General features: G+C 62.0%; 23 protein-coding genes. 12 read left to right on the top strand and 11 right to left on the bottom strand.

The genetic code is table 11. From position 1 onward, the window contains the following. Positions 1-54: 54 nt before the first annotated feature. The 9 genes from U5782_RS13175 to speB form a co-directional block, all read right to left on the bottom strand. Positions 55-2,553 (bottom strand): EAL domain-containing protein, encoded by a 2,499-nt coding sequence (locus U5782_RS13175; RefSeq protein WP_322044251.1) that lies wholly within the window; start codon positions 2,551-2,553, stop codon positions 55-57. Between the two features lie 304 nt (positions 2,554-2,857). Beyond that, positions 2,858-5,260: a TonB-dependent siderophore receptor gene (locus U5782_RS13170; protein ID WP_322044250.1), complete on the bottom strand. Its 2,403-nt coding sequence runs from the start codon at positions 5,258-5,260 to the stop codon at positions 2,858-2,860. A 108-nt stretch (positions 5,261-5,368) separates the two neighbouring features. After that, a complete protein-coding gene (locus U5782_RS13165; RefSeq protein ID WP_322044249.1) occupies positions 5,369-6,484 on the bottom strand; it encodes a FecR family protein in 1,116 nt (371 codons plus the stop codon). Positions 6,485-6,563: 79 nt separating this feature from the next. Further along, positions 6,564-7,085: a sigma-70 family RNA polymerase sigma factor gene (locus tag U5782_RS13160; RefSeq protein ID WP_322044248.1), complete on the bottom strand. Its 522-nt coding sequence runs from the start codon at positions 7,083-7,085 to the stop codon at positions 6,564-6,566. Between the two features lie 231 nt (positions 7,086-7,316). After that, positions 7,317-8,453, bottom strand: coding sequence for a branched-chain amino acid ABC transporter substrate-binding protein (locus tag U5782_RS13155; protein ID WP_322044247.1), 1,137 nt, complete (start codon positions 8,451-8,453; stop codon positions 7,317-7,319). Positions 8,454-8,613: 160 nt separating this feature from the next. Further along, positions 8,614-9,567 carry an ornithine cyclodeaminase gene (locus U5782_RS13150; protein WP_322044246.1) on the bottom strand — a complete coding sequence of 318 codons (954 nt, stop codon included), beginning with the start codon at positions 9,565-9,567 and terminating at the stop codon, positions 8,614-8,616. Positions 9,568-9,569: 2 nt separating this feature from the next. Then, positions 9,570-10,637, bottom strand: a complete 1,068-nt coding sequence (locus tag U5782_RS13145; RefSeq protein ID WP_322044245.1) for a proline racemase family protein — start codon at positions 10,635-10,637, stop codon at positions 9,570-9,572. A gap of 457 nt (positions 10,638-11,094) precedes the next feature. Then, positions 11,095-12,180 carry a polyamine ABC transporter substrate-binding protein gene (locus U5782_RS13140; RefSeq protein WP_322044330.1) on the bottom strand — a complete coding sequence of 362 codons (1,086 nt, stop codon included), beginning with the start codon at positions 12,178-12,180 and terminating at the stop codon, positions 11,095-11,097. 65 nt (positions 12,181-12,245) lie between these two features. Continuing rightward, positions 12,246-13,223, bottom strand: coding sequence for an agmatinase (speB, locus tag U5782_RS13135; RefSeq protein ID WP_322044244.1), 978 nt, complete (start codon positions 13,221-13,223; stop codon positions 12,246-12,248). A 134-nt stretch (positions 13,224-13,357) separates the two neighbouring features. On the opposite strand from speB, the gene U5782_RS13130 reads away from it, so the two are divergent. Both U5782_RS13130 and U5782_RS13125 read left to right on the top strand, forming a co-directional pair. Then, positions 13,358-14,290 carry a LysR substrate-binding domain-containing protein gene (locus U5782_RS13130; protein WP_322044243.1) on the top strand — a complete coding sequence of 311 codons (933 nt, stop codon included), beginning with the start codon at positions 13,358-13,360 and terminating at the stop codon, positions 14,288-14,290. Continuing rightward, positions 14,287-14,439 (top strand): hypothetical protein, encoded by a 153-nt coding sequence (locus tag U5782_RS13125; RefSeq protein WP_322044242.1) that lies wholly within the window; start codon positions 14,287-14,289, stop codon positions 14,437-14,439. The genes U5782_RS13130 and U5782_RS13125 overlap by 4 nt, the downstream gene beginning before the upstream one ends. A gap of 33 nt (positions 14,440-14,472) precedes the next feature. Here U5782_RS13125 and U5782_RS13120 read toward each other — a convergent pair whose 3' ends face one another. Next, the gene (locus tag U5782_RS13120) at positions 14,473-15,648 is read right to left on the bottom strand and encodes a pilus assembly protein TadG-related protein (protein ID WP_322044241.1); all 1,176 of its coding nucleotides are present in this window, start codon (positions 15,646-15,648) and stop codon (positions 14,473-14,475) included. A 34-nt stretch (positions 15,649-15,682) separates the two neighbouring features. Then, positions 15,683-16,243 (bottom strand): TadE/TadG family type IV pilus assembly protein, encoded by a 561-nt coding sequence (locus U5782_RS13115; RefSeq protein ID WP_322044329.1) that lies wholly within the window; start codon positions 16,241-16,243, stop codon positions 15,683-15,685. An 813-nt stretch (positions 16,244-17,056) separates the two neighbouring features. On the opposite strand from U5782_RS13115, the gene U5782_RS13110 reads away from it, so the two are divergent. The 10 genes from U5782_RS13110 to U5782_RS13065 all read left to right on the top strand — a co-directional run bounded on the left by U5782_RS13110 (position 17,057) and on the right by U5782_RS13065 (position 24,802). Continuing rightward, positions 17,057-17,236, top strand: coding sequence for a Flp family type IVb pilin (locus tag U5782_RS13110; RefSeq protein WP_322044240.1), 180 nt, complete (start codon positions 17,057-17,059; stop codon positions 17,234-17,236). 83 nt (positions 17,237-17,319) lie between these two features. Continuing rightward, positions 17,320-17,499 (top strand): Flp family type IVb pilin, encoded by a 180-nt coding sequence (locus U5782_RS13105; RefSeq protein WP_322044239.1) that lies wholly within the window; start codon positions 17,320-17,322, stop codon positions 17,497-17,499. Positions 17,500-17,581: 82 nt separating this feature from the next. Next, positions 17,582-17,761, top strand: coding sequence for a Flp family type IVb pilin (locus U5782_RS13100; RefSeq protein WP_322044238.1), 180 nt, complete (start codon positions 17,582-17,584; stop codon positions 17,759-17,761). 82 nt (positions 17,762-17,843) lie between these two features. Beyond that, entirely contained in the window at positions 17,844-18,023 is a 180-nt protein-coding gene (locus U5782_RS13095) for a Flp family type IVb pilin (protein ID WP_322044237.1), read from the top strand. Between the two features lie 188 nt (positions 18,024-18,211). After that, positions 18,212-18,754 (top strand): prepilin peptidase, encoded by a 543-nt coding sequence (locus U5782_RS13090; protein ID WP_322044236.1) that lies wholly within the window; start codon positions 18,212-18,214, stop codon positions 18,752-18,754. A 96-nt stretch (positions 18,755-18,850) separates the two neighbouring features. Continuing rightward, a complete protein-coding gene (cpaB, locus tag U5782_RS13085; protein WP_322044235.1) occupies positions 18,851-19,690 on the top strand; it encodes a Flp pilus assembly protein CpaB in 840 nt (279 codons plus the stop codon). A gap of 214 nt (positions 19,691-19,904) precedes the next feature. Further along, a complete protein-coding gene (locus U5782_RS13080) occupies positions 19,905-21,716 on the top strand; it encodes a type II and III secretion system protein family protein (protein WP_415914313.1) in 1,812 nt (603 codons plus the stop codon). A 19-nt stretch (positions 21,717-21,735) separates the two neighbouring features. Then, on the top strand, positions 21,736-22,032 hold the full coding sequence (locus U5782_RS13075) for a hypothetical protein (RefSeq protein ID WP_322044234.1): 297 nt from the start codon (positions 21,736-21,738) through the stop codon (positions 22,030-22,032). A gap of 130 nt (positions 22,033-22,162) precedes the next feature. Further along, positions 22,163-23,371, top strand: coding sequence for an AAA family ATPase (locus U5782_RS13070; protein ID WP_322044233.1), 1,209 nt, complete (start codon positions 22,163-22,165; stop codon positions 23,369-23,371). 12 nt (positions 23,372-23,383) lie between these two features. Further along, positions 23,384-24,802, top strand: a complete 1,419-nt coding sequence (locus U5782_RS13065) for a CpaF family protein (protein ID WP_322044232.1) — start codon at positions 23,384-23,386, stop codon at positions 24,800-24,802. Positions 24,803-24,809: the final 7 nt, after the last annotated feature.

The following is a 24,809-nucleotide window of genomic DNA, read 5'->3' as shown; positions in this document are numbered from 1 at the left end:
GCGGCGCGATATCCAGAAGTCATCGCATGTCTGCGAATACCGCTAACTCGCTCACTACGAGTTCAGATACCGTTCGAGCGCAATGACGGGCGCCGGCCTCGCAAAGAAAAAGCCTTGTAGTTCGTGACAGCGTTCGTCGAGCAAAGCTTGTCGTTGATCTCCCGTTTCAACGCCTTCGGCGGTGATCGGCAAATCGAGGCTTCGGCATAGTTCGGTGATCGCATGGATAATGGCCGCCGATTTCGGATTATTACCCAGTCCATTGACAAAACCGCGATCGATCTTCACCCGTGTAAAGGGAACGCTCTGTAGCAGACCCAATGACGAGTAGCCTTTGCCGAAATCGTCCATCGCGACCCCCACGCCCATGGCACGAATTTCGTTCAGGATACGCGACGACGTGCCGGACGATTCCAGCAAGACCGTTTCGGTGATTTCCACTTCCAGACGGTGTGCCGGAAGCGCCGCGTTCGTGAGCGCTCTCGCCAGGATGTGCGTAAAGTCCGCGTGCATCAGTTGAGCCGGCGAAACGTTGACGCTCAGGCGAATATTCGTTGGCCAAAGCGCCGCGTCCCGGCACGCTTTTTCCAGCACCCACGCACCGAGTTCCGGCATCAGGCCGCGCTCTTCCGCAATCGGGATGAATTCCGCGGGGGAGATGGCGCCGCGCTTCGGGTGATGCCAACGCAGTAGCGCTTCGCACGCGGTGGTGATTCCGCTATGGGCTTCGACTATCGGCTGATAATGCAATTCCAGCTGATTCGCGCGCAGGGCGCGTCGCAGATCGTCTTCGAGTTCGTTGCGCAGTCGAATCGGGTTGTTCATGCCGCTCTCGTACAGACGAAAGCAGTTGCGGCCATCGCGCTTGGCCGTGTACAGCGCAAGGTCGGCCCGCTGGAGCACCGTCCCCGCATCGATTCCCGCCCGGGCATGAATCACGATGCCGACGCTTGCGCCGACGCTGATTTCATTGCTCGCGATTTCGAACGGCGCAGAGAGGGTTTCGATGCATCGCTGCGCGAGTTCCGCCGCGTCATTCACGCTTCGAAACGGCACCTGCAAAATGGCGAACTCATCGCCGCTCAAGCGCGCCAACTGGTCGCTCGCGCGCACGATGCCTGCGAGCCGTCGCGCCACGGCCTTCAGCAGTTCATCGCCGACATGATGACCAAGCGTGTCATTGACAGACTTGAATCGATCCAGATCGAGAAAGAGCAGGGCGAACGGGCGCTCGGCGGAGGCGTTTTCGGCCAGCTCGGCCAAGCGTTCCTGAAAGCGCAGACGATTGGGCAGGTCGGTCAGGTGATCGTGATGGGCGAGATGCGTGATACGTTTTTCCGCGATGCGCCGTTCGGTCACGTCTTCGATCGTGGATACCCAGCCGCCATGCGGCAGCAGGCGCGTCACGACCGAGATGCTGCGGCCCAGACGGGAGACTTCCATCGTCGCCTGGTGCTGATTCGCTGCAAAACGGTGAACTAGCTGCGTGCGCACCTTTCTGACCCACGCCGCCGTTTGATCTCGCGGCATGCCGGCGCGCTCGCCGATGCGCCGTAGCATCGTGCTCAGGCTCATCCCTTCGAACAAGGCATGGTCAGGGAGTGACAGGATGTGCGAGAACTGGTTATTGGACAGCACGAGGCGTCCACGGCGATTGAACAGACACAATCCGTGCGACATGTTGTCCAGCGCGAGATCCAGATTGCGCGTGGTCTCTTCGAGCGCGAGCGAGATCTCGCGCTGCTCGCTACAGTCGCGAGTAATTTTTGCGAAGCCGAACAGGACGCCCGCGTCGTCGAATATCGGTTGAATGACCACGTGGGCCCAGAACCGGCGTCCATCCTTGCGAACGCGCCAGCCTTCAGCCTCGAATTTTCCGCTTTGACGAGCCGTTTCGAGTCCGCATTGCGGTAAGCCGCGATCGCGATCCTCGGGTTCGTAAAAGCAGGAGAAATGCTTGCCGACGATCTCGGCCGCCTCATAGCCTTTCGCCCGTTGCGCGCCGGCGTTCCAGCTGGAGACGACGCCATTCACGTCGAGCATGTAGATCGCGTAGTCGCTGACGCCTTCCACCAGCAACCTGAAACTCCGCTCATGGTCGCGCACCGGCTTGTCCAGCGAACGCTCTTCGGTGCGATCACGCATTAGCTTGACGAACCCGAGCAGTTCGCCTTTGCCGCCGTAGACCGGTTCGATGAAGACATGGGCCCGGAATGGCGTGCCGTCCTTGCGCATGCGCCAGCCTTCGGCCTCGAATTTGCCTGTCGTGATCGCGAGCTTCAGGTGTTGCGCAGGGACTTCGGCTTTGCGTTCCTCAGCGGAGTAGAAACATGAGAAATGCTGATCGAGGATTTCATCCGCCGAGAATCCGTTGGCTTGCGAAGCATCGGCGTTCCAGGTTCTGATCAACCCATCTGCATCGAGCAGATAAATGGAATAGCCAACATGCTGGACATGCATTCGGTCAACCAGATGGTTCGACGATACCGTTTGAGAGGTATGCCGGGAGAGGCTGGATCCGGAATCTGATAGCCCGATTTGCTCAGTTTTCATTTTTCTCGAGTATCTGATCAGTTTCGCGAGATGCCCGCCAAGAATATATGCGGCATAGCGGGGCGTGCGCAATGGCTAATGAGCGCTTGTTTGCACGCAAACGTTTCACTTCGACGATTCGGGTCCGCGATCGGGACCGGCCAGCCCCGCCTTCGCGGACATAGGCGGTGCAGAAGCTAACAATTCCTTTACAGGCTCTGGCAAAGGAGGCATCCCGCACCTGCGGGGCGCGGGATGCCTCATGCTCGTGCAACGCTGGAACTTCAACTTTCGATCATCGTTGCAATGGTCGCCACTTGGTTCGTCAATACCGCCACGCCAGATTGACGCTGCCATTGAGCGGTGCGCCGTAAGTGCTGTAGTTGTATTCCGTCGACGCCCAATACTTCTTGTTGAGCGCGTTGTTCAAGGTTCCCGTGATGGTGACGTGCTTGTTCACATCGTAGCGGGCCATGAAATCGAGTTCGGTATAGCTGCCCTGGGTTGCCGTGCCCACACCGTCTTCCACGTAACTCGTCGCGCTCTGCCAGCGCACGCTGCTGCCCACCGTCAGCTTGTGCTCGAAGAACGGCAGGCGATACGTGGTGGACAGATGCGCGGACTTACGCGGCACGAAGAGTTGCGTCGGCTGGCCATTGTCGTCGGTCACGCGCAGAATCGTTGCCCCGGCGCTGACGTTCCAGTCATCCGTGAGCCGCCCCGAGATATCGGCTTCGATGCCTTCCGAAGTCGCGTCGCCACCCGAGTAATAATAATTCCCCGTGCTCGCATTGAAACCCGCCTCCGTGGCGATATTGGACTGGCGAACGCGATAGACAGTCAGTGCCGTGTTCAGGCGGTTGCCGAAGAACGCGCCTTTGATGCCGGCTTCTTCGCTATGCCCGCGCGCCGGTCCCAGCAACTGGTTGCTGACGTTGAGCTGGTATTGCGGATTAAAGATTTTGGTGTAGCTGGCGTAAGCCGTGATCTGCCTGGTCAGGTCATAGGTCAAACCGACATAAGGCGCCGATCCAGACGATTGCTGGTTATATCCCGTACCGTCGGAGCTGCCGCTGCTCGCCGCCTGGGTGTAATTGACGCCCAGAAGCAAATGGGCGCGATCCGTCAGGCTCCATCGCGACGAAGCATAAAGCGAGCGCCGTACATCCAGGTAATTGACGTGAGAAGTGGCGGCTCCGAATGACGGCTCCGGATAACTGCCGGCCAGCAGTTCGGCGTAGCTGACGGGCGCGCCGTCGGTATCGCCTTCCGATGACGGGTTGGTAAATTCGGAGCGCGAAAAATTGGCGCCAAAAACAAGATCGTGCGTGCGGCCAAATAGGTCGATCTTCCCCGTCACGCTCGAATCGAGCACGAGTTGCCGATTCGATGATTCGTAAGCCGAAGTGTACGAATCGATCCCGGATCCATCCGAATTCAACGATCCATAGGGATAGAAGAATTTGGCGTTGTTGTAGATGTCGTTATAGTTGACCGAGGTTTTCCAGACCCAACGATCGCCCAGTTGCTGCTTCAATTCGACGAAGGCCCGCTGCGCCTGGGTGTTGAAGAACGCCCATTTCGGCGCCATGCTGGAGCCGACGTTATAGCTGAGCGGGTTGCCATTGGCGTCGAGCAAGGGCAAACCGCCCCAGCTTGCGCCGTCAAGCTTGTTCGACTCGTAACTGAAACCGGCCGTCGCCAGCGTGCTGGAAGTCAGGTTGGCTTCGACCACGCCGTAAATGATGTCCTTGCGGGGCTTCAGACGATCGGTATAGGAATTGCCGTCCTGGTGCACAGCGACGAGGCGCCCGGCCACCGTGCCCGCCTTGTTCAAAGGCCCGGAGATATCGACGTCAAACCGCTTCGTATCCCACGAACCGTATGACACATCGCCCGAAGCCTGAAACTGGTAAGTCGGGCGTTTGCGAATGAAATTCACGGTGGCCGAAGGATTGCCGGTTTCCGCGTTCAGGCCGTCCGCGCCACGCAGCACTTCAACCCGATCGTATAGCGCCATGTCGATGTCGCCGTATTGCGAGGTGTATTCCAGCGGAATGCCTACTCCGTCGAATTGCAGGTTCGTGATGTGGAAGCCCCGCGACATGAAATCCGTCGCATAGGAATCGTACGGTTCGACCGTCACACCCGTCACGTGGCGCAGTGCATCGTTGATGCTGTTGAGCTGAAAGTCGTCCATCTCCTGACGCGTCAGCACGGAGACGGACTGCGGCGTTTCCTTGGGCGACAACGCGATTTTGCTGCCTGCCGTCGTGGAGCGGATTGTGTAGGAGTGCGTTTTTTCTGTGGGCCGTTGCTCGTCGTCGTCGCTACCCGTCACGCTGACCGCCGGCAGGGTCGTTTCGGTCTGCGCGACGGGCGCGACCTTGGCGGGCACGACCGTTATCGTGCCGGCCTCGAAATGGGCGGAAAGACCGCTACCTTCGAGTATCCGGTCGAGCGCCTGCGCTGCCGTCATACGTCCATTGACCGCAGGCGCGACCTTGTTGGCGACGAGAGACGGCTTGACCAGCAGTTGCACGTTCGCTTCGCGTGCGAACTCGTTGAGCGCGCCACCAAGCGGTTGAGCATGGATCGAGAAGTTTATGGATGAACCGGGAACAGCGGCCGAGGTTGCCTGAGCATGAGCGCTGGGGGTTTCGAACGCCATGACGGCGAGGATCACAGCGGCCGTCAGCGTGGCGACCGGAAGGCGAGGATGCAACATCAACAACATCTCCAACAAGTAACGAAATAAGAACCATTACTGAAGAAGACGCAGCACCTTCGAAAACCCTGACATCGTCCATGCAAAATTATTTGTGCAACGCTCGGGCTACGCGGATCGCACGATTTCCCAATGATCGCCGCGCGCGCGCAAGCGCACGGGCAGCACACGCGGCAAGGCGTGTGCGAAGCGGTTTAACTCGTGCACATCGAAACTGCCGGTGATCCGCATCGCCGCCACCGCCGGATCGTCGACGGCAATATTCGTCGCGCCGTAGCGCGCAAACTCTTCCAATGCACGCTGCAGCGTCGTGTTCTCGAAGCTCACACGGCCTTTGCGCCATACCGCCACTTCAGCGGGAGAAATCGCGTCGATTGCGCCGAGCAGACCGTCTGCATCGGTGGCCACGGTCTGTCCCGCACCAAGTTCGACGCTGCGTTGCGTGCCGCTTCCTGTTGCCCCTGCCGCCTCAGTGGCGACGCGCACGCGTCCTTCCTCCACGGCGACGCGCACGCTGCCGTGTTCGAGCCCGGTCTGCGTGCATCGCACCGAGAAGCGCGTGCCGACGACCGTGACCGTCACGGCCTGCGCCAGCACATGGAACGGGCAGTGCGGGTCGGACTGGACGGTGAACATCGCCTGCCCCTGAAGCAGACGGATTTCGCGGCGATGCCGGTAGAGGTTCGCTTCGACGTGCGTGTCGGTATCGAGATCCATCTTGCTGCCGTCGGGCAGCGACACGGTTTGCAACTCGCCGCGGCGCGTCTGGTATTGGGCGCTAAAGGTCGGGCTGTTTTGCCAATACTCCCAACCGATCACGCCCGCGCCTGCGGCTGCGAATGCCGTCCCTGCCACTGCAAAGCGTGGCAGGAACGCACGTCGGCCCGGCGACGCCAGCACGGCGGCGCGCGCGCGATCGCCGCCAGCGCGGCGTTTGTCGCTTGCGATTTCCCTTTGCTCGCCCGCACGTTCGGCACGCCAGCGCGCAACGTCCTGCTGCGGTAACCGGTCGAGCCTCTGCCATGTCTCATCGAGCTGCGCGTAGGCAAGACGATGCGACGGATGGCGGGCAAGCCAGTCCTGAAAAGCCGCCTCGTCCTGCGCGGCCACACCGTTTTGACGGCGCACGAGCCAGGTCGCGGCCTGCGTCTCGACATCGGCGTCGATCGCCGGCGCAGCGGCCGCTGTCGTGGGGGAGTCGGTATCGAGTGGGTATCGTTCCATCGTCATATCGTCAGCGCGTATATCCATGAAGACGCGCGACGAAGCCAAAACCTGACATCGAAGAACCTTGCATCGTTTTCTATTCGGGGACGCCGGTCGATTCATCCGCAGCGCTATCGAACGCCATCAGCCGTTGCTTGCAGGCGAGCACGCCGCGAATGATGTGCTTTTCGACCATGTTGCGGGAAATGCCCATCCGCTCGGCGACTTCGTGATGACTCAGGCCGTCGAATTTGTGAAGCACGAACGCCTCGCGACAGCGCGGCGGCAGCGCGTCGATCGCGGCAACCAGTGCACGCGTGCGCTGCGACGACTCCCACGCATGTTCGGGCTGACTCGACACGTGTGCGACGGCTTCATCGATATGCTCCAGATCGTCGACGACCGATTGAGCGCGGACTGTAGCACGCCGATGCCTGTCAATGACGAGATTGCGCGCAGTGCGATAGAGCAAGCCGCGCGGGTCGCTGATGATCGTCCCCGAGTCGCGCAGCGTTAGCACGCGTACGTAGCTTTCGTGGGCAATATCCGACGCCGTGTCGCCGTCTTTCACAAGTCTGGCGAGGAAGCGCAACAGTTCGCGGTAATAGCGTTCAACCACTGGAGGTGTTGTCTGGGCGGCCGGTCGGTCGGTTTTCGGCCGGGTGCGGCAGGCTGGTCAGCGGTAGATTGTAAATGATAATGATTATCGTTTATATGAGGATGGCGTGGCAAGGAATTTATGCGTAGTGCGTTTGGGATTCATCCCGGGTCTATGAACGGCGGCGAGCGCGCCCATTTCCGACGAAGGATTCGCGGACCTGTGCACAAAAGGTCCGCGAATGCGCCTTGCTCACCTTGCGCCAATCGTCGTTACGGGGACCCATTTGCCGTTTTTGACCTGATACAGCGTTGAGGTGGGATTGGTCAGATCACCCATCGCGTTGAATGAAATGTGGCCCGTGATCCCATCGTATTGGGTTGAGCGAAGCGCCGACATAAAGACCGCCGGTTTTGTCGAGTCAGCTCTTTTCATCGCGTCGATGGCTATCCATGCGCAGTCGTACGAAAACGGTGAAAAGGTGAGGAGGTCCATGCCAAAGCGCTTCTTGTACTTCTGGCTGAACGCCCGGCCCGCCGGCAGAGAGTCAATCGGGCGTCCGTACTCCCACGCCATCGACCCATCCGCAGCATTGCCAGCCGACTGGACAAAGACGGTATCGGCGATGCCTCCGCTACCGACGAACTGGGTGTGCATTCCAAGCTGTTTCATGCGCTTTGCGATCAGACCGGCCTGGGCGTTGCTCCCGGAGAAAAAGAGGAGATCTGCATTCGCCCCCTTTATGTTCGTCAATAATGCGTTGAACTCAACCGATTTGTCGTTTGTATATTCCGATGTGACGATCGACCCGCCGGCGGCCTGGACGGCTTTCTTGAATTCTTCGACGGCTCCCTGACCAAAGGCGGTGCGATCATCCATGGTCGCAATGCGCTTTGCCTTCGTCACGGTCACCGCATAATTGCCAGCATTGCCCGAGTTTTGAACGTCAGTCGCGATGATCCGGAAAACATTGGTCAATCCAAGGCGCGTGATCTGAGGATTGGTCGCGGCAGGATCGAGTAGCGGAATGCCGGCTTTCGCAAAGATCGGGGCGGCCGGCAGGGCCACGCCAGAGTTGTAGTAGCCGATGGTTGCCACCACCCCGTCGTCCACCAGCTTTTGCGCCACCTGAACGCCAATTCTCGGATCGCCCTGGTCATCAACGGAATCGAGTTCGAACTTGACCTCCTGGCCACCAATGCGGAGATGCTGCGCATTCGCCTCTTCGATCGCGAGGCGTGCGCCGTTCTCCATGTCCTTGCCGTTCGCCGCGCCTATGCCGGTGAGCGGAGCAGAGATGCCAATCTTGACAACCTGCTGCGAGAGAGCCTCGCCTGTTATCCCTGAAAGGATAGTGGTGACGAGGAGGGATAAAAGGACTTTTCGCATGGTAGGCACCAGTTCAATAAATGTTCGGCTTGCCGAAGTTTCAGACTTACAGAGCGATTCACCTCATCGCGATCAAAAAATTTGTCTACGTACTGCTAAATATGTGTTTATTTCTAGCCGATATATCCCTCTTCTCACATGTTCCTGTTTCAATCGGCACCTATGGCAAACGGTGGTGTTCGCCCCTTGACTTCAGTTGCTCCACAACATACTGGCTGATGATCAGATCCAGATGCGCACCGCCTGCATTCTTGTAAACCGTCCGGTCTGTGGCCGAACGGTGGAACGCCGGCATGCTGCACAGATCGAACAGATCGCCCTCGATATCGGCTTCTGCGATCACGCCCGCTTCCATCGGGACCCGGATGTCGCCAGACAGGGCTGCATTCTGGCGGTCGTCCACGAAGATTCGGGCACCCCGGAACACATCGCAGTCGGCCTCCTGCATGTCGTGCCGATATCCTCCCACCAGATCCACATGCGTCCCGGGACGAATACACTCGCCCCGGATCACGGGCGTCGAAGCGCTGGTGGCGGCCGTAATGATGTCGGCGCGCGCGAGCGCGGCATCGAGTTCTTCGACAATCCGTACGTGGATGTTTCTCGCTTCGAGCGCCGAGCGTGCGGATTCCAGCCGCGAGGGAGAACGATTCCACAACAACACTTCGCGGATGGATGGCCGGATGTGCAGGTAAGCGTCCGTCAAGGACCGTGCAATCGGCCCCGCGCCCAGAACCAGCAGCACCTCGCTGTGCTCGCAGCTCAGCCGACGTGCCGCCAGGGCGGAATCGGCCGCGGTCTTCCATCGCGTGATTTCGGGACCGTCGAGCACCGCGACCAGCCCCTTGGTGCGCTCGTCCAGGACCAGAAACGCGGCCTGTTCCGAGGGTAGCGGGGGATCGGCCATGCCGTTGGCCGGATGGATCGAGGCGATTTTCGCTCCCGCACCCTTGCCCGGCAGGATCACACCCCGACTGAACAGGCCAAAGTTCGAATTGCCGATGAAGTAACCGTCGCCGATGGGCCGCGACCCGCAATGTCCGCGATGCAGGGCGTCGAGAACGCCGTCCCATTCCAGCACGGACTGGATCTGCTGCGCTGAAACGATCTGCATGCTTACCGCTCCTGCTGTTTCGGCCAGATGTCCCCAAGGGTGTAGCCCTCGGGAAACGGATCGTCGTGATCCAGCACGATGGTCTGGATGCCATGGATCCAGCTGGTGCCAGCCAGCGTGGGCACCACGGCCGCGTGTTCGCCGATCCGGGTCGTTTCCTCCAGGCGGCCGGTGAAGACTGTGCCGAGAATGCCCTGGTGCCGGAAGTCTTGGTGCAGAGGCAGTTCCCCCTTGGCGTGCAGCACGGCCATCTTGGCGCAGGTGCCGGTGCCGCACGGGCAACGGTCGATCGCGCCGGTCCAGGTGGCCGGATCGTCCCACGATAGCGGTCCGGTGGGCATGGTGACGACATTCTTCCAGTCGGCGCGCGGATCGTCGCTGGGGCCGGAGAGCTGGGAAATCGTGATGCCAACGCCCGGATAGTCGGGATGCGCGACCGGCAACTGCTCGATGGCCGCCTGGCGGATCATGGCCGAGACCCGCGCGATCTCCTTGCCGTGCTCGGGCTTGAGTTCCAGCCCCGGAAACTGGCGCACGTCGGCGATGGCGTAGAACATGCCGCCCCAGCCGACATCCACGCGTACCTTGCCGAGATGCGGCACGTCGATCACGGCGTCGAGATGTGCGGCGAATGCCGGGACGTTCCTGAACTTCACGCTCTCGACCTTGCCGTTCTTGCACTGGGCGGTGATGCGGATCAAGCCGGCTGGTGCTTCCAGCGTCAATTCGGTTACCGGCTCCTGCATCGGAAGCATGCCCATTTCCAGCAGCACGGTGGCCACGGAAATCGTATTGCCGCCCGACATCATGGGGTACTCGACCTGCTCCAGAATGATGTAGCCCGCGTCGGCCTCCGGGTGGCAGGGCGGCACGATGATGTTGCAACAGTGGGCCGGATAGCCGCGCGGCTCGCGCAGCAACAGCTTGCGCAGCCCGTCGTCGTTGGCCTCCAGCCATTTCATCTTGGCGTGGACGGTGTCGCCCGGGATATGCGGGATGCCGCCGGTGACGACGCGCATGGGGATACCCGAATGAGTCTCCACGGCATGGATGCTTCTCTTGAAACCCATCTGCTGAATTCCTCTTACGTTTTGCCGCTTCCATGCGGCATGAAGAGAAATTTATGCCGATTTCGCCGCAAACATAAACGACGTTTTTTCCGGCATTCCTTCAACTTTTTGTTGAAGCTTGCTAGGTGAGTTGCTGCTTGAGCCACAGGCAGAATCGCTTGCACGCGTTGACGTCCGCCTTGTTCTTGCGCACGGACAGGTAGTGGCCGCGATTCCTCATGATGCGAGGTCATGCGCGCCGCCGACCAGCGCGTCGCCGAAACTCCACACGGCGAGCGAGAAGAATAATCCTGCCTTCACTCATTGTGTCTCCAACTCTTCTTGTTCGTCTGACCGCGGCGCTAGCCGCGGCCGGATCCGGATAGGGATCGCCATCGTTTCGCGGTCGCGCTGAATGCACAGTATTCAGGACACCGATTAATCATGCTTGTTCAGACTTCAGCGTGGCGCCCAGGCGCTATCCGCCTGACTTCAACTGCGTCCACAACCGGCTTTCAAGCCGCTTGATCGCGGGTTGCAGTGGCTTGAGCAGAAACAGCGTCTTCAATACCGACTCAGGCGGATAGACGGTCGGGTCGTTCAGGATCTCGGGGCGTACGAATTTGCGCGCAGCGGTGTCGGCATTGGGATAAAACACCTCGTTGGTGATGGCTGCATGCACTTCGGGCTGTTCGATATAGTTGATCCACTGGAGCGCGGCTTGCGGGTGCGGCGCGTCTTTCGGGATCGCCATCATGTCGAACCACACTGGCGCGCCACCGGCCGGAATGAGGTATTGGATCTCGTAGCTCTTGTGGGCGTCGCGCGCGCGATGACTCGCCATCGACACATCACCCGACCAGCTGAGCGCAAAGCAGATGTCGTCGCCGGCAAGATCGTTGATGTAGGTTGTCGCGTTGAATTGCGTGATATAGGGGCGAATCTTTTTGAGCGCCTCGTACGCGGCCTGGTAGTCGGCTGGATTCTCGCTGTTCGGGTCGCGGCCGAGGTAGTGCAGCGTGACCGCGAACACATCGGCCGGCGCGTCGAGCACGGACACCCCGCAGCTTTTCAGCTTGCCCAGATATTCGGGCTTGAAGAGGATGTCCCAGCTGTCGAGCGGCGCGTCGTTGCCGAGAATCTGCTTCACGCGCGTCACGTTGTAGCCGAGTCCCGTGGTGCCCCATGCCCACGGTACGGCGTATTGATTGCCGGGGTCCGCGTCGGCGACCAGCTTTAGCAGATTGCGGTCCAGATTGACGAGGTTTGGCAGTTTCGATTTGTCGAGTTTCTGATAGATGCCCGCTTCGATCTGTCTGGCGAGAAAGTTCGACGTCGGCACCACGACGTCGTAGCCGGTCGATCCCGTCAGCAGTTTCGCCTGCAGGGTTTCGTCGCCGTCGTAGACGTCATAGCGTACGTGAATGCCGGACGCCTTTTCGAAATTCGGCACGGTGTCTTTCGCTATGTAGTCTGCCCAGTTATACAGATTGAGCTGCTTGTCTTCGGCATGTGCGCTCGTGCCGAACGTAGCGAACGCACCCGCCAATAGTGCTGCCAGCATTGGCTTCGTGATGGTGTGGGACATGATGGTCACCAGGAAAGGTTTCGATAAGGCCTGCGGTGGTCTTACATGCGCTGATGGCGTTGCAGCTTCTGATTGCGCATCAGACACAACATGTCGACGGCAAGATGGGCGGCGGCGAGCGCGGTCACGTCGCTGTGGTCGTAGGGCGGCGACACTTCCACCACGTCCGCGCCTGCCAGATTGACGGGGCCCAACGCACGAACGATCTCCAGCGCCTGCGCCGAACTGAGGCCACCCGCTACCGGTGTGCCTGTGCCAGGCGCGCAGGATGGATCGAGGCAGTCGATGTCGAAAGTCAGGTAGGCCGGCGCGTCGCCCACGATGGCCAGCACTTCGTCGATGGCCGCCTGCGTGCCGTTGCGATGCACCCACGGCGCATCCAGAACGCGCACGCCCATGAAGTCCTCGTTCCATGTGCGAATACCGATTTGCACCGAACGTGCGGGGTCGATGAGCCCCTCGCGGATCGCCTTGTAGAACATCGTGCCGTGATTCAGCGAATCGGGGTTGTCGTCCGGCCAGGTGTCGCTATGGGCGTCGAAGTGGATCAGGCTCAGCGGTTTTCCGTATTTTTCCGCGTGCGCAACGAGGAGTGGGTAGGTCACGTAGTGGTCGCCGCCGAAGGTCAGCATGCGCGCGCCGGTGGCGAGAATGCCGCGCGCGTGAGCGATGATCGCGTCGCGAATAGTGAGCGGATTGTGGGCATCGAACCAGCAGTCGCCGTAGTCGACGACGTTCAGGTGATCGAACGGGTCGATACCCCACGGAAACGCCCCCAGCTCGGCTAGCAGCACCGACGCGGCCCGCATGCCTGCCGGGCCGAAACGGGTGCCGGGGCGGAAGGTCGTGGCGAGGTCGAGCGGAATGCCGGACACGGCGACGTCGACGCCGGTGAGGTCGCGCGTATAAGGGCGGCGCATGAACGACAGCACGCCGGCGTAAGTCGGGGGCGAGGGCTGCCCGTCGATGCCCGCCGCGGCGGTTGGCGTGAGGTGAGAAGAGGCAAGACTCAAGGTCATACGAATCGATCCGGTCGGTTTTAACGGGCGCCGTCACACAAATAATCTTCATGTCTGCCTGAGCGGCAGAGTGCGTGCGGGTGACGACAGGCAGTATCATTACGGGTAAGAATTCCGGCGAAAAGCGAAAAATCTTGCTGGAAGTATCGATATTTCTAATATCTCCCGGCTCCGAATCGATGCGCAGACTTCCCCCTTTGACGGCCTTGCTCGCCTTTGATGCCGCTGCACGGCTTGGCAGCTTCACGCGCGCGGCGCAAGAGCTCGCACTCACGCAATCGGCAATCAGCCATCAGATCCAGCAACTCGAGGAATGGACCGGGCAGCCGCTATTCCGGCGCATCGGGCGCGGCGTGGCGTTGACCGCCGCCGGCGTGCTGTATGCGCAGACCGTGACCGAGGCGCTGGCCACGCTCGCCGACGGCCGCGAGCGTATCGAGCCGTATGGCAATCCGGATTCGGTCATCGTTGTGTGCGCATCGGAATTCGCATCGGGCTGGCTCATGCCGCGCATGCGGGCGTTTTCGAAGGCGTTGCCGAATATCGAGGTCTGGCTCGTGACCGGTGAAAGCGTCAATGAGATTGATCGCATCGATGTCGATCTGGTTGTTTCAACGAGGGAGATCCGTACGGCCGAAGTCGTGTGCGAGCCATTGCTTGACGAGGAGGCGGTCGCCATCTGCGGGCCGATGACCGCACGCCGCTTACGCTCGGTGCCGTTCCCGGAGGTGTTGACGCAGGCGCCGTTGCTGATTCACGAAGCGCGCCCGGACTGGGCGCCCTGGTTGCCTGAATTGAGGCGCGGCGGCTTGCGCATACGTCGGGCCATGACGGTCAGCGATCCACGCTTCCTCGTGACGGCTGCCGAGCAGGAAGTGGGGATTGCCATGGTGTCGCGCCTGACTGCCGGTGATGCATTGACTAGCGGGCGCGTCAAAGTCCTGCCTCAGGTGCCGGGATTTGCTCTCGCGCCGCTTTGGCTGATGCGCTCGGCGCAGCCGGCGCGCTCACCCGCGGTGGACGCGGTTTATGAGTGGATGATCAGGCTTTGCAGAAGTGGGAAATGACAAAGGCCATTGTCAAAGCAATTGCCGATACGCTGGGTATGCGGGCGATAGCATGGCTTGTGCGTATCCCGGTTGCCTGCGCAGCACAACTGGCGCTCTCGATTGAGATCCTGCTGCAAGCAGCGCGGCCACGAGTCATCGCCCGATAAGAGCGACGCCTCGTGGCCGATTCGATCGCAGATTCAGTACCACACGCTCGACGGCAATGCAGCTAGCACAGGCGGGGTGAGCGCGCCATAGTACGACGAGGTTGTGCCGCCCGCGGTCGTGCTGCCAGCTCGATTCGCGATCAGATGCGCGATCACGCACTTCGTGCAAGGCGGCGGCGAGCAAAGGGAATTGGAATTGCACGCAGGCGTCGATTTGCCGTTGGCGCCGATCACGTAGTCGATCTGGATCGAGGCGAAGCCGACCACGGGCGTATCGCCGCCGCTGCCACTGCCGCTCATGATGGTGCTGTCGGCCACTACGGGCACCGTGACCGTCAGCGGCGGCGTCAACGGGAAGTTGTTGTAGATCGAGGATTCCACGCCGGGCTGGATCGATATCTGCGTGCCCGTGCCGATGGCCGGTCCGTTGCCCGCGCTCATCAGGCACTTCGCGGCGGTCACGCTGCTCGGGCTCATACCGGCGCAGGGGCCGTAGGCGCTCGAATTCGAATCGAGTGTAAGCGCGGTCCATTGCGCGGCGGCGCCGATGCAGTTCGACGGTGCGCCGTTGCCGATCTGAACTTCAACGCCCGCGATCGGCTGGCCGTTCTTCCAGTACGCCGCATTCTGATAGACGCACTGGTTCAAGGCGATCGGGAACAACGCGCCCGGCAGCGCAACGCCCGGCGCGGACACCACGGCCACTGCGGTCGCGCTCGCCGGTAGCGACGACACGCCCACCAGCGCGCCGAACACGAGCGGAAGGTTCGCACCGCCCGCGAGGCTCACCGTGACGATCACGGCGGGCTTGACCGTCGTCGAGGTGATGCTCTGAGACAGCGAAGATGGCATGGACGATGGCACATTGGCGACATCCCAATAGCCGACGCTGATGCTCTTGGCGCTGGCCGCTTGACCGTTGGCGATATTCGCCGACGCATATTGCGTGGCGGCGTCGTTCGCGGCCGTCGTGGCGGTGGCCCAGACGGCGGGCACGGCGCTCGCCGCCAACTGGCCCGGCAGCGCCCGCACGCCGGCGAGCGCTGCCGCGTCCGCGGCGTTCTGCAACTGGTGACGCACGACGACCCAGCGTCCGATGTCGAGCGCCATCGCGGCGCAGCCGAGCAGCGTGATCAGCAGCAAAGCCACCTGGACGGCGATCGCGCCGCGCTCACGGCGCGCGCGGCGTCCCGTAAAGTTCTTGTTCATGCTGTGGACTCCTGAAATGCGGGCTTGCGCGCCGTTATTCGCAACTCATCACCGTCGACGAGGTCAGCGTGAGCAGGTTGTTGAACGAGGCTGGAAACGGGCTGAGCGCCGCGCCTAACAAGAGTCCCTGGAACGTGTAGCTGACGGTCACGGTCAGCGAGTTGCCCGCGCTGCATCCGGCGCCCGTCGTGCAACTGCTCGCCGCCGTGCAACTCGAGAGCGTGACGCTGGGCTGATTCGACGAGTTGAAGTTGATCAGCATGGTCGAGAGTCCGCCCGTGGCGATCTGGGTGACCGTGGAGGGGGACATATAGTAGGGCGTTCCCGTGGCGGTTTCGCCGAACGCCACGCCTTGCCTCACGGCCGCGCGGCTCGCGCTCGTGATGACGGTCTTGTCGTAGAGCACGAAGCCCAGCTCGACGATGCCGAACAGCAGGATAAGCAGCATCGGCATGACGAGCGCGAATTCAACGATTGCCGACCCGCGTTGACCTCGTTTCCCTTGTTGTCCCCGTTGTCCAGAACGTGCGCGCCGTGCGCCGTTGCTGCGATGTCCCCGCTGAGCGGCAACTGTGCTGGAAGTCGCGGCACTCATGTGCTTGTGCATGATTGGTCTCCTTTCTTGTAGGGCTGTCAGCACGTGCTGTGGCTTGCCGCTTGTCGGCGTCGCCCGCCTGGTCCGAGGGCGCACGGCTGTCAGTTCGAGCAAATCTATTACGAATTGCCAGTCGCCTGCGTGCGGAATCAAACCAATCGCGTAGAGAGTGGCGCGATTTTACGAAATCGCTTAATGGAGGTGTCGCTATTCTTGTTGATAATCATATTCATTTAGAGCGATCGCTATATTTTAATTGCCGTATTATTTTTCGGTGCATTGCACGTTGCTGGTGCGGCATGCATTTTTTGTGGTGATTTTATGCGGGTTTGTACGGGCATTTTTCATGTCAACATAAAAAATAGCATGACTTTTTATCGTCGTTATATACATGGATATACGTCGAAAGTTCACGGACAGCCTTTCTGGATCGGCTGTGTCAGGCCTTTTCATCTCGTGCAAACCACCGTGTGGCATGGGATTGATGCCTGGTCAATCATAAGCATGGGCGGTTATCGGCGGCGCCATCAATGAATTAATCGGGGAATTCCCCAAGGCACTTCTGATTTAATCTCCTTGCTTGTGGATGATAATCAATCTCAATTCCAGTTCAGGTGCTAAAACGCAATCAGGAATTAATGGAAAACCCGGCTTATTGCTGTAAATCGCGATTAGCGTGCGAAATCCAACATTAGACGAATGGCGGGGTGCGTAAAACGGAATCACCTGAGCGGCACAATGAAATCGAAGTGCGATCACTCAGGAAACGGCGGGTAACCGGAGGGTCGTTAATCAAACGTAATGGAGTTAATCATGCAGACACTTATCGCCACGGCCAGGGATTTCATCAAGGACGAGCGCGGAGCAACGGCCGTCGAGTACGGCATGATCGTCGCGTTGATCGCCGCAGTGATCGTGACGGTGGTCACGACGCTGGGCACGCAGATCAACAACGCGTTCACCGCTATCTCGAACGCGATGCCGAAGAGCTGACGGGAAAGTGATAGGGGTGGGGGCAGGGAGCATCCACTCGGTTTCGGGCAACAAACTACATTCCACATCAAAGGGGTTTAATCATGCAAAAGCTTATCGCTACGGCAAAGGGTTTCATCAAGGACGATCGCGGCGCAACGGCTGTCGAGTACGGCATGATCGTCGCGCTGATCGCGGCCGTGATCGTGACGATCGTCACGACGCTCGGCACGCAGGTCAACCTGGCGTTCACCAAGATCTCGAACGCGCTGCCGAAGAGCTGATACCAGAAGTAACAAAGGTGGGTCATAGGTCGTTCTAATAATTGTGGATGACTAAGTAATTCTCAATTCAACGGGGTTAATCATGCAAAAGCTTATCGCTACGGCAAAGGGTTTCATCAAGGACGAACGCGGCGCAACGGCCGTCGAGTACGGCATGATCGTCGCACTGATCGCGGCCGTGATCGTGACGATCGTCACGACGCTCGGCACGCAGGTCAACCTGGCGTTCACCAAGATCTCGAACGCGCTGCCGAAGAGCTGATACCAAAAGTGAAAACGGTGTGGCATAGGTCGTCCTTGTAATTGTGGATGGCTAACTAATTCTCAAAGAAACGGGGTTAATCATGCAAAAGCTTATCGCTACGGCAAAGGGTTTCATCAAGGACGAGCGCGGTGCAACGGCCGTCGAATACGGCATGATCGTCGCGCTGATCGCGGCCGTGATCGTGACGATTGTCACGACGCTTGGCACGCAGGTCAACCTGGCGTTCACCAAGATGTCGAACGCGTTGCCGAAGAGCTGACGAGGAAGTGACACGGGTGGGCGCCGCGTGCGTCCACCCAGTATGGATAACGAATCAAATTCCGGCATGGAACCAGCCGGACGATACGGCGCCGCGCGATGTTTCACGCGCGCAGACCAGGTGCCGCGATCGGATAAATAACGGATCGAAAAACAGATCCAACAAGAACAATCGTAACGGGGTACATCATGATCATCACTCATCTTTCGGCGCAGCCGGTGCCGCTTGGCGTGACCTTGTCGGTCATCCTGGCGGCCAGCACGGACCTCACGGCACGACGTGTGCCGAATCTGCTCATCGCAGCAGGTCTGGCCGCCTCGCTCGCGGCGCAGTTGTGGCTCAACGGCGTCCAGGAAGGCGGCCTGCACTGGCTTGCCGGCGTGCTCACGGGTTTCGCGCTCCTTTTCCCGGTGTATCTGCTCCGCGGCATGGCAGCCGGCGACGTCAAGCTTCTCATGCTCGTGGGCGGCTGGCTCGGCGCGGACGCCACGCTCGGCGTCGCGCTGTTCGCCGGGTTGATCGGCGGCGTCTGGGCGCTCGCCATCGTGATCGTCCGAGGGCGGCTGCGCACGCTATGCACGAACCTCGTGTGGCTGCTTGGCGACATGCTGCATGGCTCCCGCGGACGCGGCTCGATCGAGCATCTGCCTGGCGGCTCAGTCGGCACGATTCCCTACGCCGGTGCGATCGCCGCCGGCACGATCATCGTGCTCTACCAATCCATTCGCTAACCACTCATCAGTCATCGAGTCCGGCCAGCCTGGACGGACCGTGTGCAAGCGGCGCGAGGCCCCCTGCCGGACGACGCGTATTTGACGGAGGAAGACATGAAAAACAGCCGTGTTTTTGCCATGCTGGCGATCGCCATGCTGGCCGGCCTTGCCGCCGTGGTGTTCGCATCGCGCTGGCTGGTGCAGACGTCGTCGGGCGCTACCGTCCCCATCGCGGTTGCCGCCAACGACATCAATCTCGGCGAGCCGATCAACGAAGCGATGGTGCGCACCGTCAACTGGCCGCGCGACAGTGTGCCGCCCGGTGCGTTCACCACGCCGAAGGCGCTCGACGGCCGCGTGGTGCGCGTCGGTCTCACGCACGGCGAACCCGTGCTCGAAGCCAAGCTCGCGCCGGTCGGCACCAAGGGCGGTTTGTCGGCGGTCATCGGCGCGGGGCGGCGCGCGATTACGGTGCGCGTCAACGATGTGGTCGGCGTCGCGGGCTTCGCGTTGCCGGGCAACTACGTCGACGTGATCGTGAACACGCAACAGACCGACGGTCCCACAAAGCGTGCCGACAACCAGGAAAGCATTTCGAAGATCGTCCTCGAAAAGATTCTCGTGCTGGCCGTCGCGCAGCAGGTCAATCGCGACGACACGGCGCCGAAGGTGGTCAACGCCGTGACGCTCGAAGTGACGCCCGAACAGGCCGAAAAGCTCGATCTCGCGCGCAGTGTCGGCACCTTGTCGCTTGTGCTGCGAAACCAGGTCGACCGCGACAGCGGCAGCACCGGCGGCGCGACCAAGCAGACGCTGCTCGACGAGAAGACGCCCGCGCCGGTTCAAGCGCCCGCGCCGAAGCCGGTGCACGTGAAGTACATCGCGCGGCAGGAAGTCAAGCGCGATTGCGTCGGCGTGCTCTCGGGCGTGGCCGGCAGTCAAGAGTGCTTTTGAGCGGCTGTCGCGATCCTGGCTCGCCCGGATCCGGTAAAAGTGACAAGTATTCCTTACTAGTTTAAACGGCAGTAATCGGGCAACCGACATCGTGCAACAGAGAAGGCAGCGAAGTCGCGACCACGGCAACGCAGCACGAGTCGCATGAAGCAGACAGACGCGAGCGCGGCAAGGCGTTGCGCGATCCATAAGATTCGATACGGGGTGTTAAGCCATGAACAAGCAAAGCAAGCGCGCCGCTTCGGCGCAAGGGCGAGACCGCCGCTCGGCGCTCGCGGCCACGGCCTTGATGGTCTACTCGGGACTGCTCGCGAGCACGCCCGGCGCGGCGCAGGAACTGGCGGAGGGCGCGGTTCTGTCGAAGGGCGCGCTCACCGCGCCCGCGCCGATGGGCAAAGGACCGATGCAGATGACCATCAGCATGGCGCCGACGCCGGCGGCCGGCGCGCCCAAGCCCGTGGCGGGACCGCTGCGCGGGCCGAACTGCGTCGGCGCGATTCATTCGGAGCGCAACGTCGTGGTGCCGCTCGGCAAGTCGGTGCTGGTACCCGTCGACGAACCCGTGCGCAACCGCACGCTCGGCAATCCGGAGATCGCGCAGGCCACCATGGTCTCGCCGCAGACGCTTTATCTCGTCGGTCAGGCGGTGGGCACCACCAACATGATCGTCCAGGGACGCAGCGGTGCGTGCCAGGTGATCGACGTGATCGTGAGCGCGGACGCGGGCGGCCTGCAAGCGGCGCTCGGCCAGCTGATGCCGGAGGAGCGCGACATCCGTGTGTCCACGGCCGCCGACAATCTCGTGCTCGCGGGCCATGTCTCGAGCGCGCAGGCGGCGGCGCAGGCCGTGGAGATCGCCAAGGCGTTCGGCGTGAGCAAGGAGGGCAGCAACAATCAGAAAAACAACGGTGGCGTGCTCAACATGCTCGCCGTCGATACGCCGCAGCAGGTGATGCTGGAAGTGAAGGTCGCCGAAGTGGACAAGACGCTGCTTGACCAACTCGGTTCGGCGATCAACATTCAGGGGGGCTTCGGCTCATGGCAAGGCGCGCTCGTGAGCAATCTGCTCGCGGGGGCGTCGAGCGTACTAGGCTTCTCGAAGGCGAACAATCTGCCGCTCAAGTTCGCCATCGACGCGCAAAAGACCGACCAGCTCGTCAAGATTCTCGCCGAGCCGAATCTCGTCACCATCAGCGGCCAGGAAGCCACCTTCCTCGCGGGCGGCGAAGTGTTCATCCCGGTGCCGCAAAGCTCGGGTTCCGGCGCGACGGCGATCACGCTGCAAGAACAGGAGTTCGGCGTGGGGCTCAAGTTCACGCCCACGGTGCTGGGCAACGGCCACATCAATCTGCGCGTCGCGCCGGAAGTCTCGGAGCTCTCGCCCACGGGCGTGACGCTCACGGCGGCCAACGTGAGCGGCCAGACCATCCTGCCGCTCATCACGACGCGGCGGGCCTCGACCACGGTGCAGATGGCCGATGGCGAGTCGTTCGCGATCGGCGGCCTGATCCGCAACAACATCACGGGCTCGCTCAAGGCGCTGCCGGGACTCGGCGAGATTCCGGTGCTCGGCGCGCTGCTGCGCAGCACGTCGTTCCAGCAGGACCGATCGGAACTGGTGTTCATCATCACGCCGCATCTGGTGAAGCCGGTGAAGTCGCTCGCGCAACTGCCGATGCCGACCGACAGCTTCACGCAGCCAAGCGAAGCCGACGTCTACGCCACCGGCAACATGGAAGGCCGCGCCGCGCGCAACACGGGACGTTTCGCGCCGCCGCCCGCCGCCACGCCTGCCGCACCGGCCGCGCCTGGCACGGCTCCGCAAAGCGACATGCAGCCCGCGCCGCAAACGCCCGCTCAGTTGCCGGCCCCGGTGCCCGCAGCCCCCGCCGCGCCCGTGACGTCTGCCGCACCGCCGGCACCCACGGCGGCGAACGACGGCCAGCCAACGCGGCGCCTCGCATCGGCCACCGGTGCGGGACACGACGAACCTGCCGACGCGGCGCCCGCCGCCGGCGCACAGTGATCGAGGGAGATGGGACGCCATGAACACACTTTACGCATACATCGGCCGCCTGCTGGCGATGACGGTGGCGAGCGCCGCGCTCGGCGGCTGCATGACCAGCTCGCCGATCTGGGAAGCGCACTTCGGCGAAGCGGTCCGCACGTCCATGCGCGCGCAGATCATCGACCCGGATGCCGCGCAGCACGTCAACCTGTCGCCGGGCATCGACGGCAAAGCCGCGGCGGCGTCGATCGAGCGCTACACCGAGTCGTACCAGAAGCCGCCCGTCTCTGACAACGCCTTCACGATGGGCGTGACCAGCGGCACGAGTCACTGACCCGACCCGTCAACGACTCTCGAAGCGGCGCGCCGCGCGGCCAGCCAGCAGCAACAGCGCTGCGGCGGCGCGGCAAGCGCGATCAAGCCACGGGCGGCGGGAACGCGGCCCTTAGCGGAGCCACACGATCATGATCGACTTACTCATTACCTCGACGGACGAAGCGCGCCTGAGCAGCCTCGTGCGGCTGGTCGCCGAGTGCGGCTCGTACCGCACGACGCGTGCGGCGGTGCGCCCTGGCCAACTCGCGGGCCGCGCCGATACGCTCGACGCCTTCGACGTGCTGATCGTCGACGCGCGCACGCTGCACGACGCCGACCTCGCCGCCGTGGCCGACCTCACGCGCCGCCACGAACGCCTGACCTGCATCCTGCTGATTCCCGAGGCCTCTCCCGAAGCGCTGATCGCGGCGATGCGCGCGGGCTTTCGCGATGTACTCACGGGCGAACCGGAGCGCCGCGCGATCGGCGACGCACTGCAACGCGCGGGCGAGCAGCGCAGCGCGGCCGCCGTGCATTCGACGCGCGTGATTTCCTTCGTCTCGTGCAAGGGCGGCGTGGGCGCGAGCTTCATCGCGGCCAACGTCGCGCACATGATCGCAAGCACGCATCAGCGGCGTGCGCTGCTGATCGACCTGAACCAGCTTTACGGCGACGCCGCGTTTCTCGTCACCGGCGAAGCGCCGCCCTCGACGCTCGAACAACTGAGCGCCCAGGTCGACCGCATGGACGTGGCGTTCTTCGAGGCGAGCGTCACGCACGCGGGCCCGCAGTTCGACATCCTCGCGGGTGCGGGCGATCCGGTGAAGGCCGCCGAGATTCGCGCGGAACGGCTCGAATGGATTCTCGGCGTGGCGATGCCGCGCTACGACTTCGTGATCCTCGATCTGGGGCCGAGCATCAATCCCCTGTCGATGCTCGCGCTCGACCGCAGCAGCGAGATTCATGTGGTGCTGCAGGCGAGCATGCCGCATCTGCGTGCGGGGCGGCGTCTGCTCGACATCCTGCACGCGCTCGGTTACGCGCAGGACAGCCTGCACCTCGTGCTCAACCGCCTCACGCGCCACGACGAGGCCGCGCGCGAGGCCGCGCCCGGCGTGCTCGGCATCAAGCCGCAACTCGTGATCGCCGACGACGCGCGCGCGGTCGGCGAAGCCATCAATCACGGCGTGCCGATCGCCGAAGCCGCGCGCGGCAGCGCCGTGACGCGCAGCCTGCAAACGCTCGCGGCCGACATCGTCATGCCGCAGCGCGCCAACGGCGGCGCGCGCGTCAAGCGCGAGTCGATGCTTGCACGCTTCGTCGGGCGCCAGGGCGCACCGAAGCTCGGTACCCTTTAACGGAGACACGTCATGTCGCTTCGTGACCAGATTTTTTCCCAGCGCATTGAACCGGCGCTCGCCGATTCGGCGAAAACGGGCTCGGGCGGCGCCGGTGCGCCGGCAAGCTCGAGCGCGGCCGCGGCGGCTGCAACGGCGGCCTCGATCAAGTCGGACGCCTATCGCAAGCTCAAGTACGACATGCACCAGGCGGTGCTCGAACGCGTCGAGCTCGAACGTCTCACGCGCCTGCCGCAGGACCAGATCCGCCAGGAGATCGCGGCGTTGATCGCGCGCATACTCGAAGAGCAGAAAGCGCCCGTGAGCGAACTCGAACGCCGCCAGCTCGCCATCGACGTCTACGACGAAATGTTCGGCTTCGGCCCGATCGAGGCGCTGCTGCGCGATCCGGGCGTGTCGGACATTCTCGTGAATACCGCACGCCAGACCTATATCGAGCGCAAGGGGCGGCTCGAACTCACCGATATTACGTTCTACGACGACGCGCATCTGATGAAGGTGATCGAGAAGATCGTCTCGCGCGTGGGCCGTCGCATCGACGAATCGAGCCCGATGGTCGACGCACGCCTGCCCGACGGCTCGCGCGTGAACGCGATCATTCCGCCGCTCGCGGTCGACGGCCCGCTTGTCTCGATCCGCCGCTTTGCCGTGAAGCCGCTCCTGATCGAGGATCTGGTCGCGCTACAGACGCTCACGTCGCCGATGGCCGAAGTGCTCAACGCGCTCGCGCGCGCGAAGATCAACATCCTGGTCTCGGGCGGCACGGGCAGCGGCAAGACTACGCTGCTCAACGTGCTGTCGGCCTTTATTCCCGACGACGAGCGTATCGTCACGATCGAGGACGCCGCCGAGCTGCAATTGCGCCAGACCCACGTGCTGCGGCTCGAAACGCGTCCGCCCAACATCGAGGGACGCGGCGAGATCACGCAACGCTCGCTCGTGCGCAACGCGCTGCGTATGCGGCCCGATCGCATCATCCTCGGCGAAGTGCGCGGCGAGGAAGCGCTCGACATGCTCAACGCGATGAACACCGGTCACGAAGGCTCGCTCGCGACGATCCACGCGAACACGCCGCGCGACGCGCTAACGCGCCTGGAAAACATGATCAGCCTCGGCGGGCTTTCACTGCCGCCGCGCACGATGCGCCAGCAGATCTCCTCGGCAATTTCGGTGATCGTGCAGGTCGCGCGTCTGACCGATGGCCGCCGCCGCATCATGAGCATTTCGGAAATCACAGGCATGGAAGGCGACGTCGTGAACATGCAGGAGATCTTCACGTTCAAGCGCTCCGGCATCGACGCGGCGGGCAACGTGCGTGGCTACTTCTGCGCGAGCGGCGTGCGGCCACACTTTGGCGACCGGCTTACCGCGTTCGGCGTGAACCTGCCTGACGCGGTGTTCGATCCGGGCCGCCGTTTCGACGTGGCGTGAACGCAGC

Origin of the sequence: Paraburkholderia sp. J67 (assembly GCF_905220265.1) — a bacterium.
In the GTDB taxonomy this organism is placed as follows: Bacteria; Pseudomonadota; Gammaproteobacteria; order Burkholderiales; family Burkholderiaceae; genus Paraburkholderia.
This window is presented reverse-complemented; position numbering and strand designations above follow the sequence as displayed.